The sequence below is a fragment of the Paenibacillus algicola genome, assembly GCF_005577435.1.
Lineage (GTDB): Bacteria > Bacillota > Bacilli > Paenibacillales > Paenibacillaceae > Paenibacillus_AQ > Paenibacillus_AQ algicola.
In genome coordinates, this window is sequence record NZ_CP040396.1 from 4011066 (window position 1) to 4028078 (window position 17013).

General features: G+C 53.9%; 9 protein-coding genes. 3 read left to right on the plus strand and 6 right to left on the minus strand.

Annotation, left to right across the window (positions count from 1 at the left end; genetic code table 11):
- Positions 1-41 precede the first annotated feature (41 nt).
- Complete coding sequence (locus E6C60_RS18815) at positions 42-2501, plus strand: O-antigen ligase family protein (RefSeq protein ID WP_138227204.1); 2460 nt, start codon at positions 42-44, stop codon at positions 2499-2501.
- A gap of 104 nt (positions 2502-2605) precedes the next feature.
- Here E6C60_RS18815 and E6C60_RS18820 read toward each other — a convergent pair whose 3' ends face one another.
- Positions 2606-4753 (minus strand): DUF2325 domain-containing protein, encoded by a 2148-nt coding sequence (locus E6C60_RS18820; RefSeq protein ID WP_138227205.1) that lies wholly within the window; start codon positions 4751-4753, stop codon positions 2606-2608.
- Between the two features lie 489 nt (positions 4754-5242).
- Here E6C60_RS18820 and E6C60_RS18825 point away from each other — a divergent pair, with 489 nt between their 5' ends.
- Positions 5243-7585, plus strand: a complete 2343-nt coding sequence (locus E6C60_RS18825; RefSeq protein ID WP_138227206.1) for an S-layer homology domain-containing protein — start codon at positions 5243-5245, stop codon at positions 7583-7585.
- 125 nt (positions 7586-7710) lie between these two features.
- Here E6C60_RS18825 and galU read toward each other — a convergent pair whose 3' ends face one another.
- Entirely contained in the window at positions 7711-8586 is an 876-nt protein-coding gene (gene galU, locus E6C60_RS18830; protein ID WP_138227207.1) for a UTP--glucose-1-phosphate uridylyltransferase GalU, read from the minus strand.
- 193 nt (positions 8587-8779) lie between these two features.
- On the opposite strand from galU, the gene E6C60_RS18835 reads away from it, so the two are divergent.
- Entirely contained in the window at positions 8780-9808 is a 1029-nt protein-coding gene (locus E6C60_RS18835) for an acyltransferase family protein (RefSeq protein ID WP_138227208.1), read from the plus strand.
- Between the two features lie 2 nt (positions 9809-9810).
- Here the strand turns inward: E6C60_RS18835 and E6C60_RS18840 are convergent, their stop codons facing one another.
- From E6C60_RS18840 to E6C60_RS18855, 4 genes are all read right to left on the minus strand, one after another.
- Positions 9811-10419 (minus strand): hypothetical protein, encoded by a 609-nt coding sequence (locus E6C60_RS18840; protein WP_138227209.1) that lies wholly within the window; start codon positions 10417-10419, stop codon positions 9811-9813.
- A gap of 121 nt (positions 10420-10540) precedes the next feature.
- Positions 10541-13054, minus strand: a complete 2514-nt coding sequence (locus E6C60_RS18845) for a U32 family peptidase (protein ID WP_138227210.1) — start codon at positions 13052-13054, stop codon at positions 10541-10543.
- Positions 13055-13857: 803 nt separating this feature from the next.
- Positions 13858-15798: a copper amine oxidase N-terminal domain-containing protein gene (locus tag E6C60_RS18850; protein WP_138227211.1), complete on the minus strand. Its 1941-nt coding sequence runs from the start codon at positions 15796-15798 to the stop codon at positions 13858-13860.
- Positions 15795-16817, minus strand: a complete 1023-nt coding sequence (locus tag E6C60_RS18855; RefSeq protein ID WP_407669172.1) for a S1C family serine protease — start codon at positions 16815-16817, stop codon at positions 15795-15797. Before E6C60_RS18855 ends, E6C60_RS18850 begins: the two co-directional genes overlap by 4 nt.
- Between the last annotated feature and the right edge of the window lie 196 nt (positions 16818-17013).

A 17013-nucleotide genomic window follows, 5' to 3' on the forward strand; every position in this document is an offset into this window, starting at 1 on the left:
GTAAAATATTGTCGTATCTCACAAAAAGGAGAATGGAAACTTTGTCTAAACCAGTATACGGTAAATCGACCAAAAGGTCGATAGAAGTCGAACAACCCTCTGCGCTGCAGTGGGTGTTAATTATTGGCATGGTGATTTTCTTGGCATGGACTCCGTTTCAGACGGGGCTGTTTAATGGTCAGATGCTAGATTTTGAGAGACCGATCTTCTGGGCTGCGATTCTGGCCTGCGGAATGGGTGTGCTGTGGTTTGCAGCGTATTTCAAACAGGTCCGTTTGGAGGATCAGCGGGATTGGCTCGCGGTCGCGGTGCTGCTGCTGCCTTTGAGCTATGTGGTGTCGCTGGCCGGGGCGGCCTCGCATTATTTAGCGATGAATATGGTCGTGATCCAGGGTGTGCAGGCAATTCTGTTCATTACGGGTCTGTATCTGCTGCGGCATCCGGTAGGGAATCGGATCATTCAGGCTGCGATGATGGCGGTGTCTTATCTGATCGTCGGTTTCGGGCTGCTGCATTGGTTTGGCCAAGGCAAAACCGCCGGTGCTATCGCACAATGGTTCTCTAACACGGTAGCGAACGGTATTTATACGAATGCGGTCATGACCGACTCGAACGGATTACGTCTGACCTCGGTCTTTCAGTACGCAAATACATATGCGGCTTTTCTGATGGCCTTTTTGTTTGCGGCGGTGTTCTTTATCACCTCTTCCCGCAAAGCGTATGCTCAGGCCTTTCACAGCTTCATGCTGGTTCCCATCATAGTCTCCCTGCTGCTGACGCTCTCCCGCGGGGGACTGGTGATGCTGCCGGTGGCGTTCGTGCTGCTGCTTCTGTTCCTAAAGCCCGCCCAGCAAATTTTGTGGATGGTGCATTTGGGGGTGGCCGGGGCAGCCTCGCTGCTCATCTCCAAACCGGTGACGGATTTGGGCCTGCAGTTAAATGAAAGCTTCAGCGGCAGCGGTGCTCTGAAGGGCTGGGGATATGTACTCGGCGTTTCTGCACTTGTCGGGCTGCTCGGCTGGGCCATTCAGCGGTATGCTGCTCCGGTGCTGGAGAACGCTTTTCACAAATGGAGTGACCGCAAAGGCTCCACACTCTGGATTCCCATCGGCTCGGTGGTGCTGGGCGGTCTGCTGATCGCGCTGTTCATTGGAACGAGCCTCAAAAATCTGCTTCCGGATAACCTGAACACCCGTCTCGACAACATTAACTTCAACCAGCACAGTGTCCTGGAGCGCTTTACGTTCTATAAGGATGCGATGAAGGTGGTCGGTGATTATCCGATATTTGGAGCAGGCGGCGGTGCCTGGGCAGCCCTGTACGAGCAGTACCAGAACAATCCGTATACGAGCCGCCAGGCCCATAACTTTTTTCTGCAGTATTTCATTGAAGTGGGCATTGTCGGGTTCCTGATCTTTATGTCCTTTATCCTGTATATCTTCTATAAATATATCCGCGGTTATTTCAAGTCAGGTGAGGCGCAGCAGCGCTCGCACTTCTTATATATGATCGTGGTGCTGTCGATTCTGCTGCACAGCATTCTGGACTTTAATATGAGCTATGTGTTTATCGGCATTCTCGTCTTTCTGGGCCTTGGCGGTATGGCGGCGGCGATGGATCACCAGCCGGTCACCCGGCTGAAGCTGTCACCTTCGACGGCCAAAGGGGTGTATGCCGCGCTGGCGGGGATTGGACTGATCCTGCTGCTTATTACGTCCATCCGGTATGTACAAGCCAGCAGCGCAGCGCTGGATGCACGTCAGGTCGCCAAGACCAGCACTTCTTTCGAAGAGATCAAGACAGCTCTGGAAAAAGATCTGAAGATCCGCTCCAGCCATCCGGATTCTGTACTGCTTCTGTCCTCTCTATATTCGACAGCTTACCAGCAGACCCAGGATGAAGGATTCTACAGCCAGCTGATCGCCCTGTTGAATAATGCTCTGGAGGATGAGCCCTACAACAAAGCGATGCTGAGCCGCCTGATGCAGGCGTATGAGCTGAAAGGCCAGCAGGACAAGGCTTTTGCGCTGTTAACGAGCCACGCCTACAAGTTCAACTGGGATATCGAATGGCATGAAAAAATCATCAACCAGGCCTTTGAGCTGGGCTATCAGTCGCTCGGCGCCGGGGCTCTGGACGCCAAGGACAAATATTTCAGAGAAGGGATCGCTACGTTCCGGCATGTGCAGGAAGGCGTGGAGCATTTGAAGACGCTGCCGGAGGGGCAGATGCAGGGACGCCCATTTGAAATTACGCCAACCATGATTCTAAACGCCGGCAAAATGAATTATATGATAAACGAGCCTGAACAGGCATCGTCCGTGCTCGCCCTGGGGCTGCAGGAGGATCTGTCACAGCCCCTGCAGCAGGATATTGCCGCATGGTATATGGCTGCTCTGCAGAAGCAGGAGCAGGGGGATCCCGACCTCATGAATAAGCTAAAGCAAGTCGATCCTACCGCTGAAGAGCGGATTCAGAGCTGGTCACAGCTGCAATTCTAGACTACCTATGAATAGAGAACAGCTTTCCGGGGCTTGCGGAGGCTATGCTTAGGAAAGAGCAAAAACCCACCGTAAAGGCTGCGTGCCTTCGGTGGGTTTTTGATTTATCCATCGACCAGCTGAGGGCTGCTGCGAATGAGCGCCTGATGATCCCACAGCTGCTTGCGCAGATTGGATTTGGAGCCTTCAATCTTGAAGTGTGGCACGCCGCATTCCTTGGCGATCGGAACGCAGCTGCCTGTGGCGTCATGGGAATTGGCGCTCAGAAGCATAAACAGGGCGTTGGCGCGGCGCAGGTGAGGATGTACTCGTTCGGCACTCCGTCCCGTGTCATGGACCAGCTTCGCCCCGGTCTCTGCGACGACAGACTCGAACCATTTCGCCAGCCCGCCGATGATCACGATGGTGCAGCCTTCCAGGTAGCGCTCCGGCTCTTCTTCCCGGGTCATCTTGGGACGGCTTGCAGGACGCGCTTTGACAGCATGGTCTGTCTGAGGCAGCTCGGCTGCTGTGAACAGCTTCGACAAGCGCGCATACCGGCCATCCACTGCCACATTAAACAGACAGGGATCGCCGTCCTTCGGATCTTGGATCGCGACATCCTTTTCGTGGATCGGAAACCGCAGCTCCTCATTGTTCATGTCTACACAATAGTATGTAAAATGCTCGCCCAGCTTCACATAGCCCATAAACTGTTGGACAGGCGCCAGCGAATCATCACCCTGCAGGAGCAAACGGATATAATACGAGGTCGTTCCGTCTTCCCGCTGCTGCGGCTCACACTGCACCTCTGCTTCATGCTCCAGCCCGATGCTGTTCACCATGGATTCCGTAATATTGAAGGTCTCTCCGTGCTCCAGCACGATATACCCACCATGATCCCGCCGGTAGAAGGTGCCGGAATAGAACGGGGCACGGTCTTCGGGAGCGGGATCGTCCTGAGTTGCTGAGGGGTCCGGAGTCTCTTCAGTTACAGGTGAAGCTGCTTGCTCTGGATCGCGGTCTGGCTGGGGGGCTGACTCTGCCTGCTCAGTCGCCGGGTGATCTGCTGGAGCCATATCCTCTTGAAGCCATGTCTCGATCGTATTCATCAGGAGCATGGTGCTGCTAATTCTTTCACGCAGGCTGACTCTGGCGGTGGGATCTTGAACCTTGGCCACATCCGCGAAGTACTGCCCTGCCTTCTCCTGAAAAAACCGCAGGACCTGCTCTGCGCTCAGCTGAGGCCGGGACTGGCTTCTTACTTCCTGCTCCAGCAGCTTCATCTTACCCTTCAGCTCATCCAGCTGCTCCTGGCTCTGCGACTGAAGCCGGTGCTCACGCTCCTGCTGCTGCTCCAGCCCCTTGTTCAATTGCCGCAGCTCACTCTCCAGCTGCACCTTTGTCCGCTCCAGGGCGTAGCCTTTCTTCTTCTCTTGCTCCAAAGCCTCTTCCAGTGCGCCCAGTCGTCCTTGCTGCTCCCGGGAACGATGCTCCAGGCCGGAATATAGCTCAGAGGTGCGCTGATGACTCTTCTCCAGCAATCTCAATTGCTTGCGCAGCTTCTCTGCTTCCAGCTCCGCCTTCTGGCGAAGCTCCCGTTCTTTGGCCACCAGCGCCTTGCCTTTCTCCGATTGAAGAGACGCTGTGATCTCCGAAACGCTTGTCTGTTCCGCTTCTACAGCTTCCGGGTCCGCTTCCGAAGCTGCTGCCGCTTCTTCGGCTTCCGGCGCTTCGCAGGTGCTCGCGATGAGGCTTGCCGCCGGCGTTATGGCCTGCTGCGGATGGGGACTCGCGGGCTCTGTATCCAGCTCCGCCAAGCGGTGCTGAATGGACTCATCCTCGATCGGGAAAAAACGCAAGGACCAGTAGTAATGCCATTTCCCGTACTGCTGCACCAGCTCGCTTTCAGCTTGCAAATGCCCTGTCGCTTGGCTGGAATCCGCATCCTTCAAGAGCGGCAGAATCATGGGCAAAATAGAGCGGATCGCTTTGACTTTCTCATTATTTTTACTTATACGCATGCGTAGAAGCTGCATAAAGGTTGCGTCTGGGAAGGGCTGATGCTGGGGGATTTTAATCTTAATATTCAGAAAATCAACCATAAATTTCTTCTGCTTGTCCGTCAGTTCACTTAATAGCAGCTGAAATGGCCTATAAGGAAACGGCTCGGCCAGCTGTCTCATGAGGACGTGCTTAAAGGGTTCTGCTTTGTCGAGATCCATATCATCCGGAATCAGGCTCATGAGCCTGCCTGCGAGTTTATGCTTCATAATCTGCCTCCAATCCCAAATTTATAAAGGTCCTAATATACACGGAAAGCACCTCAAGTTAGACGGTGCCTACTTCGAGATGCTTTATCGAAACTTGTATCTATCTTCTATTGTGTCCATTATATTATAGGATTCCTGCTGATGAAAGGGGGGCCTTTTACAGCCCATTTTACAGTCCATGTTTCTGTTCTGCACACAAGCTATACTCGTAAAATTCGACATATTTTGTCTATTACTTTTAGTAAAAACATGGTAATATATAGGCTCATGGTCTTGAAATATACTCAATCTCAGCGAATTAATAGGTGTATAGAGCTATTATTATTGATACTTTGCTTATATGCGCATTGATTTATGGATGATTCAAAGCGTATGGAAAGCGATGAAGCACAGGCTGTGCTCCTTTAGCTAAAGACCGGCACCGATATTACCGTTACCTCATTATGCGTAACGTATAGTATAAATTGTTCAACATCAGGAGGAGTCTGAATGCTAGTCAGCAAGATTGTCCATCGCTTCACATCAGGTTTATTGGCAGTTGTTTTATGTGTAATGTGTGTATTGGGAGGTGCCGGCCACGCGAGTGCAACGCCACAGCAGTCTACTACGTTCTCCCTGTCCACCCCCCAAATGTCCTACAACGCTGACGAAGAAATGACGCTGGTAGTCGGATTAACGAACATGGACGCCCTCGATCCGCTCGGTTTTTCCCAATTAATGTTTCAACTCAAGTTCGATAGCTCGGTCTTTTCTTATTCAGATTATACGTATCCGGATCCTGCTCAAACAATGAAATATTCTCACGCGGATTACACCGTTACGGGTTTTTTGGATCATCCAAACTACCGTGTAACTACACCAGTCATAAGTGATAATGGCAATGGAGAATTCTCTCTCGACACTTCCATTGAGGCACTAGACCACACTCTGATCTATAACGGTAGCTATGACGATCTGTTTACATTCAAGTTCAAGGTGAAAGAGGATGTGCAGGTCTCAAGTTCAACGATTTCTTTTGCTAATATTAATATCGCGGATTCCCATAAGGTTTCCAATGATTTTAATCCGTCCATGAGTTCAATCGTAGGTGTTCCGGTGCAGGTGAATATCAATTATATTCCTGATTTCCCCAACCCCGATCTCCCTCCCGATTTCCCTACTGATCCTCCCATTCCCGTTCTTTCCTCTGAAAAAAATTTATTAACCGCTCAGTTTGATCATTTTCGCGGTATGGTTGATCATGCATCGGATGTGGTGTTCTTTCTCATGCCCCATGGTCAAAGCCCTTCCGATTCTGGCACATTAACGTTCAGTCACACGGGGCAAAGCTTGAGAATGACGCAAAGTCCTCTGACATCACCTTACGTAGTTTCCTTAGATGACTTAAAATCAGAAGGACTGACCGTCACCGCTGAAGATGGAACTACAAGGTCATATGCTGTGCAGTTCATTCCTGCCCCTGTAACCTCAGTTAAGCCACACTATTCCGATTTAGTGCTTCATGTAGGCAACCATTTACAAAATGGTCTCGAATTGTCCTTCACAGACTTGCCATCTATCAATGCGTTACACACAGATATTATCTGGGCCTCCAGTCATCCGAATGTAGCTTCGGTTAATCCGGCAGGCATGATTGAAGCTCATGCTGCAGGCACAGCTACAATTACAGGTACTTACAGAGAGCTCGACTATGAGACGTCGATCACGGTAGTGGATCCTAAGCCGGTTGTGACTGGATTGACGGTGACCCCTGTTACAGCTTCAGTGTACGTTGGAGATACGGTTCAAATCGATTCTCATGTCGATTACTCCACTCCACAGATCTTTATGATGACACGGTTCTCTACCTTGGATGTTGATGCTCAGGACTCCAACGTCTCGACGACTGCCTCCGATGAGTTAACGTATTCATCCTCAGACACCTCGATTGCAACCGTTTCAGACACGGGCGAAGTGTATGGGGTAGCTGCAGGCACAGCAGACATCCGGGTTAAAATTGCCGGTTTCTCCGAAACAGTCACGGTCCATGTTATGGCCCGGCCGGTCGTAGTACCTGATCCAGGCACTCCGAGCAATGAGGTTACGGTTCCACCCGTCACACCAAGCCCTGTAGTCACGGTTCCCACCACGCCCCCGGTCGTGGAAGCGAAGCCGGCAAAGCCTGTCGTTGATATTTTCCTCAGTGAGATTGTTAAAGCCGATTCTAACGTAGTATCGGTCATCCAGAAGAAGCTCGAGAATGTGGGCATAGCCTCGCAAACGTTCACAACTCCTGTATTAAAGCCGTCGGATACGAAAGGACATTGGGCTGAAAAGACGGTTGAGCTTTTTGTAAAGCTTGATGTTATTAAAGGGTACAAGGATGGAACGGCTCAGCCTGATAAAAATATTTCCCGGGCAGAGTTTATCTCGATCCTGTCTCGCCTCTTCCCTGTTCAAGGCAACAAGCAGGCAGCCTTTAACGATATTCAAAATCACTGGGCAAATGCTTCCATCGCCCAATTCGCCTCCGCCGGGATTATTAGCGGCTATGGGGATGGCACATTCAAGCCCAACGGCACCATCACTCGTGAAGAAATGATAGTGATCTTGTCTCGCATCATTAACTTCCAGAACGTTCAAAAGGACGTGAATAAAGTAGTCACAGATCCTGTATCAGCCTGGGCGAAGGAATATGTCGATATGGCCGTCCAGGCAGGGATCATCAACGGTAAAGGAAACGGTCAATTCGATGGCCGCAGCAGCTCCACGCGTGCCGAGGCGCTTCAGGTCATCCTGAATACCCTTAACCTTAACGCTGAAATCAAGACCCTGTTAGACAGCTTGGAGTAGTATTCAAGCACAAAGAGGCTGTCCCATAAGATCTTAGATCTTGCGGGATGGCCTCTTCCTATTTGACTCTATGAAGTTGCCTTGCGTTCTCCCCCTGCATTTCCCCTGCCATCCCTCCAAAAGCGCTACGGCCGCTCCTGCTCCAGCTTCTTCTGCATATACTGCAGCAGGCTTTCCCGCAGCTCCTCATGCTGCAGCGCATAATGAATGGTCGTCTCGATGAAGCCCTGCTTCTCGCCGACATCATGGCGGATTCCGTCAAAGTGGTAGGCCAGAATCTGTTCCTTCCGGGACCAGGCTGCCAGCGCATCCGTCAGCTGGATTTCCCCGTTCTTCCCTGCTTCCTGCGCTTCCAGCACCTCAAAAATACCCGGCGGCAAAATATACCGCCCCATAATTGCGAGATTGGAAGGAGCCTCCTCCCGGGAGGGCTTCTCAACCAATCTTTCCGTGGCATAGATTCGCTCGGCCACAGGCACGCCGTCCACGATGCCGTAGCGGCCCACCTGATCCCACTCCACCGGCTGCACGCCGACCAGGGCGCTGCCATACTGATCGTAGACGTCGATCATCTGCTTCAGGCACGGAACCTGCGACTCCACAATATCATCGCCAAGCAGCACCGCAAACGGCTCCTGGCCGATAAATTTGCGGGCGCACCAGATGGCGTGACCGAGTCCCTTGGGCTCTTTTTGCCGGATGTAGTGAATATCTGCCATATCGGAGGGACGCCGCACCTCTTGCAGCAGCCCCCATTTGCCCTTCTCCGCTAGATTGTGCTCCAGCTCGAAGGAGGAGTCGAAATGGTCCTCGATCGCCCGCTTTCCCTTGCCCGTCACGATCAGAATGTCCTCAATACCGGAGGCCACCGCCTCCTCGATAATGTACTGGATGGTGGGCTTATCGACGATGGGAAGCATCTCCTTGGGCATCGCCTTGGTCGCCGGCAGGAAGCGGGTGCCCAGTCCTGCGGCCGGTATAATCGCTTTGCGTATTCTCATCGTATGCTCTCTCTTTCTGCAGCACCTGCTGCACGCTATATCGGCTCACGTTCCTTTATTGGCTGAAGATATTGTACCATGCGCCGTGCTATTTTTCCTGTTTGAGGACAGAAGCTCTTTCGTCTTCCCAGGTATCAAGCTTGCCAAAATAGGTTATTGAACAATAACCTCATGCCCAAAGGAGCGCACCCCCATGAACGAGAGAGATCTGTATTTTGACAATTTAAAATTCTGGCTCATTCTGCTCGTGGTCGTGGGGCATTTCATGGAGCCGTTCTATGGGGAGTCGCCGCTGGGGACGCTGTATCCGTGGATCTATTCCTTCCATATGCCGCTGTTCGTATTTGTTGCCGGCTATTTCTCCAAAAGCATCACTTATCCCAAATATTATGTTCAGCTCGTGTCGAATCTGGCGCTGCCCTATCTGATCTTTGAGACGCTGTACACGTGGTTCGACTTCTATACGCAGGGCTTGGAGAAGCTGCATTTTACGTATTTTTATCCGTATTGGATTCTATGGTTTCTGTTTAGTATGCTGCTATGGAAAATGCTGCTGCCCTATCTGCTCGTTCTCAAAGCGCCGCTGTGGATTGCTCTTTGGTCCTCCGTGCTGCTCGGTTATGCCCTTGATGTCGATTATTATGCCAGTGTCTCGCGGACGCTGTATTTTTTGCCGTTCTTCCTGCTGGGTGTTTATTTCAAAAGAGAATGGCTTCTCCCTTTAAAAAAACCGAGGGTGCGCCTGGTCTCGCTCCTGATACTCCTGTCCGGAGCCGTTCTGCTCCATACGCTGTCCCCCGTACTGGAGCCGGCCTGGTTCTATGGCGCGATGAACTATGCCCAGTTTGGGCTGGACACATGGTATGCGGGCGCGTTCCGGCTGCTCACGTATACGTTTACTCTGCTCATGGGGGCCGCATTTCTGTCCTGGGTCCCGCAGCAGCGGCACTGGTATACTGACCGGGGCATGAACACGATGTATGTGTTTTTGCTGCACGGCTTTGTGGTCAAGTCGCTGCTCTACTTTGGCGTGCTGCAGGAGATCGGCTCCGTTGCCGGCGGCATTCTGCCGATCCTGCTCGGCGTGCTGGTCACGGTGCTCTTGTCATCCAGGGTCGTCAAAGCTAGTATGAGCTGGCTGGTGGAGCCCAATGTGAGCTTTTTGTTCAAGCCGCGCGTGACCCGACGATCCCGGGAGGTGCGGCGCAAGGAGGAGTTTTAGGGTTAGCGCATCTCCCACCGCTCTCCCGTATCCATGTCCGTCAGCAGCACAATGCTCCGGCTGTGGGGAAGGTATTCAATCATGTAAGTATGCTCCGGGTCCAGGTTCTCAATCAGGCCGCTGTATCTCAGCACCTCCCCGGATTCCAGAATGAATTTGGTCGAACTGCCAGGTCCTCTGGAGGAGGCGGCGTGGAAATATTCGATATCCTGCGGCACACCGGTAAACACTCTGAAGTCCTTCTGATAGTAATGGGGAATATCCAGCAGGTCATTCCGTCCCCAATAGCAAACTCCGGCCAGGACGAGGAGAAAGAGAAGGTTGGATGCCATTTTTGCAGAATAGACGTAGTCCTTCCAGCTGTTTGCGCGGTGAGCGGCAATGAGGTTGGAGGAAATCAGGTATAGCAGCAGAAACAACAGCATAATACTGCCTGCAATCACGGTGGCGGTGATATCCTTCAGCAGCACAAATGATAACAGCGCAATAAATAGTCCGGCCAAGAGCAGCAGGGCCATGGTTTTGGCATGCCGCTCAAACAGGAGCTCTAATCGGTGCTTGGGGGCTTCTGTTTCTGTTTCTGTTGAGGGCTGGGGTGAGGATGTGGTCATGCGTAATCTCCTTTCGACGGGGTTCATAAGTATGTACGGTCAGAGCCAGGCTGATGAATCATAAAGTGTCATATCAAAAAGGAGCGCAGCCCGAACTTGCGGCAGCACTCCTTCATGGTTCCTATTTCACCAGCTGTCCCCGGGTAACCCCGAGCTGGTTCGTTGCTTTCAGCTGCTTCCACACCTGGGTTCCGCTAATTTCGCCGCGCAGTGCGCGATGATACAGGTCAATGACCTCCTGCACCTGCTCCGGCGTTTCTTCCAGGAACTCTACGCGGTATCTGGAGACGCCCAGCTCCATAAAATTACTCAGATACTCTGCTCCCGACTGCTCGATCGCATTGTAGACGGTATTCCGGCAGCCTTCATCCACCCGCACGGGGTGGGACATGCCGATCCGGTCCTGAAGCGAGGCGCGGTGCTCCTCGCAGGGACGCCCGCAGTTGGTGAAGTCGGTGCCTTCACTCATAAACGTGCAGTATACACAATGCTCCGTATGGAACATCGGCAAATGCTGATGAATGACAATCTCCATTCTGGAGGTGTCCGAACGGCGAAGCAGGTCAATCATCTGCTGGATGTTCAAATCATACGACGGCGTCACGAGCTCGCAGCCGGACTCGATGAACAGGTCAGCTGCCTTATGGTTAGCAATGTTCAGCGAGAAGTCTCCGATCAGGCGAGGATGAGTCTGGTCGGGATGCTCCAGCCGGTGGCGCAGGTAGAAATACAGCGCCCCGGTGTTGCGCACCAGCACGGCATCCGGCTGGAGGCGCAAAATGTTGTTGTGGTAGCCGTTCTCGCCCGGCATATGAATGCGCGGCGTAGCCAGCGCGATCTGCTTGCCGGCCGCCCGGACGGCATCCACGGCTGCCGGGAATTGCTTAATAAATTCGAAGTCGGCGTAGATCATCTCGACGCCGGCTTCCAGCGCAGCCTGTACCTGCGGCAGGCTGCGGCAGAGCGCGGTCAGCTGTGCTTCACCGCGCGGCACTTGCGATGCCGGTATGGAGGCATCGCCGTAGACCGAGGCCTCCCGTTTGATGTAGACGGGAGGCTTCGGGCGCTCGCCCGACAGCAGCTCCACCGCCTGGCGGCGGATGCTGTTGAGCTCGCGCATCGGCACGATGACATCGCCGTGCAGCTCGGCCTCGAGCTGCTCCAGCTGATAGATCGTGCCGCCCAGGCGCCCGAACTGCTCCTCCAGCAGCTCGCGGTTCATCGGGCGCTTCTTCGCGAATTCCAGCTCCAGCTCTGAATCCACACGGACCGTGGTGCCCTTCTGGACATCGGTCCACCAGGTGGACAGAGGCTGTCCCGGACTTCCGCTGACGCGGACGTGCACCGGGAATACCCGGTACGGCTTGTCTGTCTCAAACGTCTGACGCAGCCGCTTATCGAGCGCCGGGTCGTTCGTCTTCCAGATCCGGTCGCCGACATGCAGCCGGCGCAGATCGACATCACTGCGGCCGGGCACAATGTCGACGATCCAGCCTTCGCCAGCCTCGCCTTCCAGCTTCACGCCTTTGCGGCGGACATCATAGACACGGCCGCCCTCTTCCTTGCGCGTCGGATCTCCGGCATCAAACACAATGCCGTCCCCGCGCTTGAGCGGAGCCTCCAGGCGGCAGACTACGCCGTCCCGCAAAATCTGCTCTACCTTGCCCAGGTATACCCCGCGGCTCTTCGGAAACGTGCCATCGACCAGCTGCTTATTGTTCGTTCCGCTAAGGAACCCGTGGGTAAAGCCGCGCGAGAAGCTCTGCTGCAGCTCGCGGATGTCTTCCTTGCTCGGCTTGGCGTTCTCCCCGTCAAAATATTGGTCAATCGCCTTGCGGTACTTGCTGACCACATTGGCTACATATTCCGGTGTCTTCAGGCGTCCTTCAATCTTGAAGGACGTCACGCCGGCCTCAATCAGCTCTGGCATCAGATCAATGGCAGCCAGATCCTTCGGTGACAGCAAATACGCCACATCGCCCATCGGCTGCTGCACACCATCAACCATCAAATCGTACGGCAGGCGGCAGGCCTGCGCGCATTCGCCGCGGTTCGCCGAGCGGCCGCCCCACATCTCCGAGGTCAGGCACTGACCGGAGTAGGACACGCACAGCGCTCCATGCACGAACACTTCCATCGGCAGGCGGGCCTGTTCTCCGATTTTTTGAATCTGTTTCAGGTTGTTCTCGCGGCCCAGGACGACCCGCTCCATGCCCCAAGGCTTCGTAAACTCCACCGCTTCCGGGGATGTGATCGTCATCTGAGTAGAGCCGTGAATTGGAAAATCCGGAGAAATCTCGCGGATCAGCTTCACCAGTCCCAGGTCCTGCACGATGACGGCATCGACGCCGGCATCCACACAGGCGTCAATGAGCTCCTTCGCTTCCTCCAGCTCATTCTCAAACACGAGAATGTTAAACGTGAGGAAGCCCTTTACGCCATAGCTGTGCAAAAAAGACATAATTTCCGGCAGCTCATTCATCCGGAAATTGTTCGCCCGTGCCCGGGCATTAAACTTTTCGACTCCAAAAAATATCGCGTCTGCGCCGTTTGCCACCGCAGCCCGCATGCAGTCCCAATCGCCTGCAGGCGCAAGAAGCTCAACATCCTCCCTGCGCAACATCGGTGTATCCATGTATATCCTCCCAAACCGGGATTTCCATCGCCGGTACCTATATATTTCCAAGATGTCCAAAACGCCGTCCCGACATTCCATCAGCCATGCATGCTATAACTTATTAATTGTAGCAAAAACCGCAACAGATAAAAAGACTTTCTACAAATAGGCATCCCTTCGGCGCGGCGTATCCCGGGTGCGCGGGCTGTGCGCTGGAGTGCTTGCTAGCGAGTTCGGTTTTTCGCGTTCATTTGGCGCGGGGGCGGGCTGTCGACGTAACGAGTTCGGTTTTTCGCATTCGTTTACTCCTGATGCGCCATACCGACGCAACGAGTTCGGTTTTTCGCATTCGTTTGCTCCAAATGCGCCATACCGACGTAACGGGTTCGGTTTTTCGCATTCGTTTACTCCAGATGCGCGATACCGACGCAACGAGTTCACTTTTTCGCATTCGTTTGCTCCAGATGCGCCGTATCGACGTAACCAGTTCGGTTTTTCGCGTTCGTTTGGCGCGGGGGCGGGCTGCCGACGTAACGAGTTCGGTTTTTCGCGTTTGTTTGGCGCGGGGGCGGGCTGCCGCCGCAACGAGTTCGGTTTTTCGCATTCGTTTGCTCCAAATGCGCCATACCGACGCAATGAGTTCACTTTTTCGCACTCGTTCGGCCTGAACGCGGCCCGGACGCGGCCCGCCGCGCCCTGTTACCCCCGCCACGCTGAAAAAGGCCGCCGGCAGCAGCTCTGTCCCGGCGACCTTTACCACGAAGTCTATCGTTACTTCTACCGCGCACATCCCCAGCGTCCGGCGGGGTAGAAAGGATGACCTACCGCACGCTTTGCAGCACTCGCTCAAGGGTTTGCAGCTGCGTAGCTGTAGCGTTGGCATCCTCCAGCTGAATGGTCACGGTGTGCACAATGCCATCCCGCTCAAACACCAGATAACGCTCGGTGTGCCCGAATGTTTTACCCGGGAAGTGCAGCTCGAACGATACGGCCGGCACGCCGGCAAGCGTAATATTGCGGACGCCGAGGCCTTTGGCCTCCGACTCGCCGAAGCTGGATGACGTTTTGTCGTTATAGTAGGCCTGGAGATGTTTGAGGACCGTGCTCCGGGCTGTATTTTTTACAGAATCGATCTCGAACGTGCCGCCCGGCAGCTCATATTCCACATTCCCCGATTCAAACCAGTCCCTGGACGAGCTCCAATTCTCTGGCAGGCTCACGGTGTAAGCATAAGCCTTGGAGGATCGCTTGACCATCGCGCTGGAATTCTGCAGATACGCAGGCGTCCCCAGATTACCAAACTCACCGGGCACGACATCATAGTCGATAATCATCGACGCCAGCACAGCCTCCCACATATCTGCCGCGAGAGTGCTTTCATCATCTACCCGGTACGTCAGCTCATAGCGGTACCCCTCATGCTGTATCAAAAAGCTATACTCGGTATACCACCGCCCCCGATCCACATAGCGCACCTTCACCATCTGGCCTTCTTGACCGGAAATGCTGATCGGAACGGCCTTCTCCAGCTCGTAGGCATCCGGTACAAAGGTGTCGGCATAATAGCTCTCCAGCTGCTGCACCCACTGCTTCAGATCTCCCTGCTGTCCCTCGGGAGCAGAATGGACATCCATGAGGAAGCCGCCTTCTCCCTCTTTGCCATAGTAATACTCATCGTAATACATCCAGTCTGCCGGAATCCCCACGGTAATCCCGTAATCCGGCTCGTTCAGCATGCGCAGCCCCTCTTCGACAGAGGATAAATCCTTCACCTTGGCCTTGGCGCTCCCTTCCGGAAATACCGGCTGAAAAGAATTCAGCAGCCCGCCAAAAGCACTCATATCTCTATAATGCACCGCGTCACGATCGGCAAAATAAAGCTCATACACCCGGCCGTTATCATAGTACATACGGGTTTCCCAAATGAATTCATCACTGTCCCGCGAAAAAATTCTCGCGTACGGGTAGCTCCCCCGGCTCACGATTTCCCGGTGCACCACCAGATCTCCGGCATCCTCCGCATTGCGAAGAAGCTGAGCCAGCAGGGCCTTGGGCTCCTGCTCCTCTGGCGCATCGCTGACATACAGCTCCATATAATAGCGGCCGGTGGCGTCCACAAATTCTACGGAGCTCTCATCCCCGGCATAGCTGTTGACCATCATGCCCGACGGATAATCGATGCTCCAGCCGTAATAGCTGTTACCGATCCGGGTCGGCTGATTGACGGATTCTCCGCTAAAGCCGCCCTCTTCCTCCGAAGGCTGCTTATCCTGCACCTTCATGGTGATGCTCACCCTGCCCTTGGAGTCTACGCCGACCTTGGCTCCCAGGCCTTGCGCCACCGCGCGAAGCGGAACCATCAAGGTATCTGAGATCATTTGCGGCTCAACCGGCAAGACGATCTTCCGTCCGTCGATCCAGGCTGTACTGCTGCCGATGGTCATGACCAGCCGGTGCGGTCCCTGCAGCAGCGTCACGCGCGTCGTGCCCTCCAGCGTTACCTGACTGCCGAACGCTTTTGAAAATACGCCAAGCGGCACCATGAGATGGCCCTGCTTGATGACCGGCTTCACAATGGGAGCGGCAGCCCCGTTAATGTCCGCGCTCGGGCTTCCCTGCTTCAGGGACAGCACGACGTTCTGATTCTCTGCGCCCCAGGCGGCAGAAGCTGCCAGCGTGCTGCCCAGCAGAGACGCCGCCAGCAGCAAACTCATAGCACGCTGACGATGTGATTTTGAAATGAAACGCTGAGAGCTTGTCATACCTCCACCTCTTCTTCCCACTCGGCATCCTCCACAGGCTCGTTGATGCCACTGCTTAACACAAGCGGTACGCTGACAATATCACCGTCTCTTTGCATCAGCAGCTTCACCTTCGTACCAGGCGCATACAGCTTGAGCATCTCGTTAATATCAACAATGGAGTATACTCTCTTGCCGTTAATAGCGTACAGCACGTCCCCTTTGGAGATCCCCGCCTGAATGGCTTCGAGAGACGTTACGTCGGTCACCTGTAGCGGATCCTCGCTCGGGAAGCCGACAATTGCCGAAAAGCTTTCCTCCAGCGAAAGTCCCAGCCCTGCCCGCTTCACCTCACCGTATTGAATCAGCTGCTTGACGACATAGCCCACGGTCTCGGAAGGGATGGAGAAGCCCATGTTTTCCACGCCGATCGCCGAAAATTTCATACTGTTAATGCCAATCACTTCGCCCTTCATATTCACGAGCGGCCCGCCGCTGTTGCCCGGATTAATCGCCGTATCCGTCTGGATCAGGCGATAGGAGCTGTCGATGCTGCGGTTCAAACCGCTGACCACCCCAACCGTGGCCGAGTTGCGCAAGGAGAAGGAGATCGGAGTACCGATCGCAGCCACCTTTTCGCCAACCTGAGCGTTCTGGCTTGTTACGGCAAACACAGCCGGCTTCAGTCCTTTGGCATTGATTTTGACGACAGCAATATCGCTAACATCGTCACTGAACACGCTGCGGGCCTGATAGGTCTTGCCGTCCGAGGTGACGACCTGAATTGTGCTTAGCCGGTCCACTACATGCGCATTCGTCACAATCCAGCCATCCTTGCTCAAAATAACTCCACTTCCATGAGACAGATTATATCGATCCTCGGTATACATGCCGCCCGTCAGCTTGCCTGCAATGCCCACCACCGACGGTGACATCCCCTGAATAACCTGCGGCACAGAATCCTGCGGATATGTATAAGCGCTGTTGTTCTTGGTAGCCGCTGCAGCCATGCCCGGATGGAGCACTGAACTAAGCAGCATGATGCCGGCAGCAACAAGGGCTGCCGTGGTCTTTTTCCATAAGTGCATTTATTGAATTCATCCTCTCTGCGCCCAATCCAGCCGCTTCCTCAATTTACCATGAATCTTTGAATTCTACTACCTGCGAAATTCATACCGGACCATCTATAATTCCTTTGGCCAGAAACAACAAAAAAACGCCCGCTCCGCACGCTGC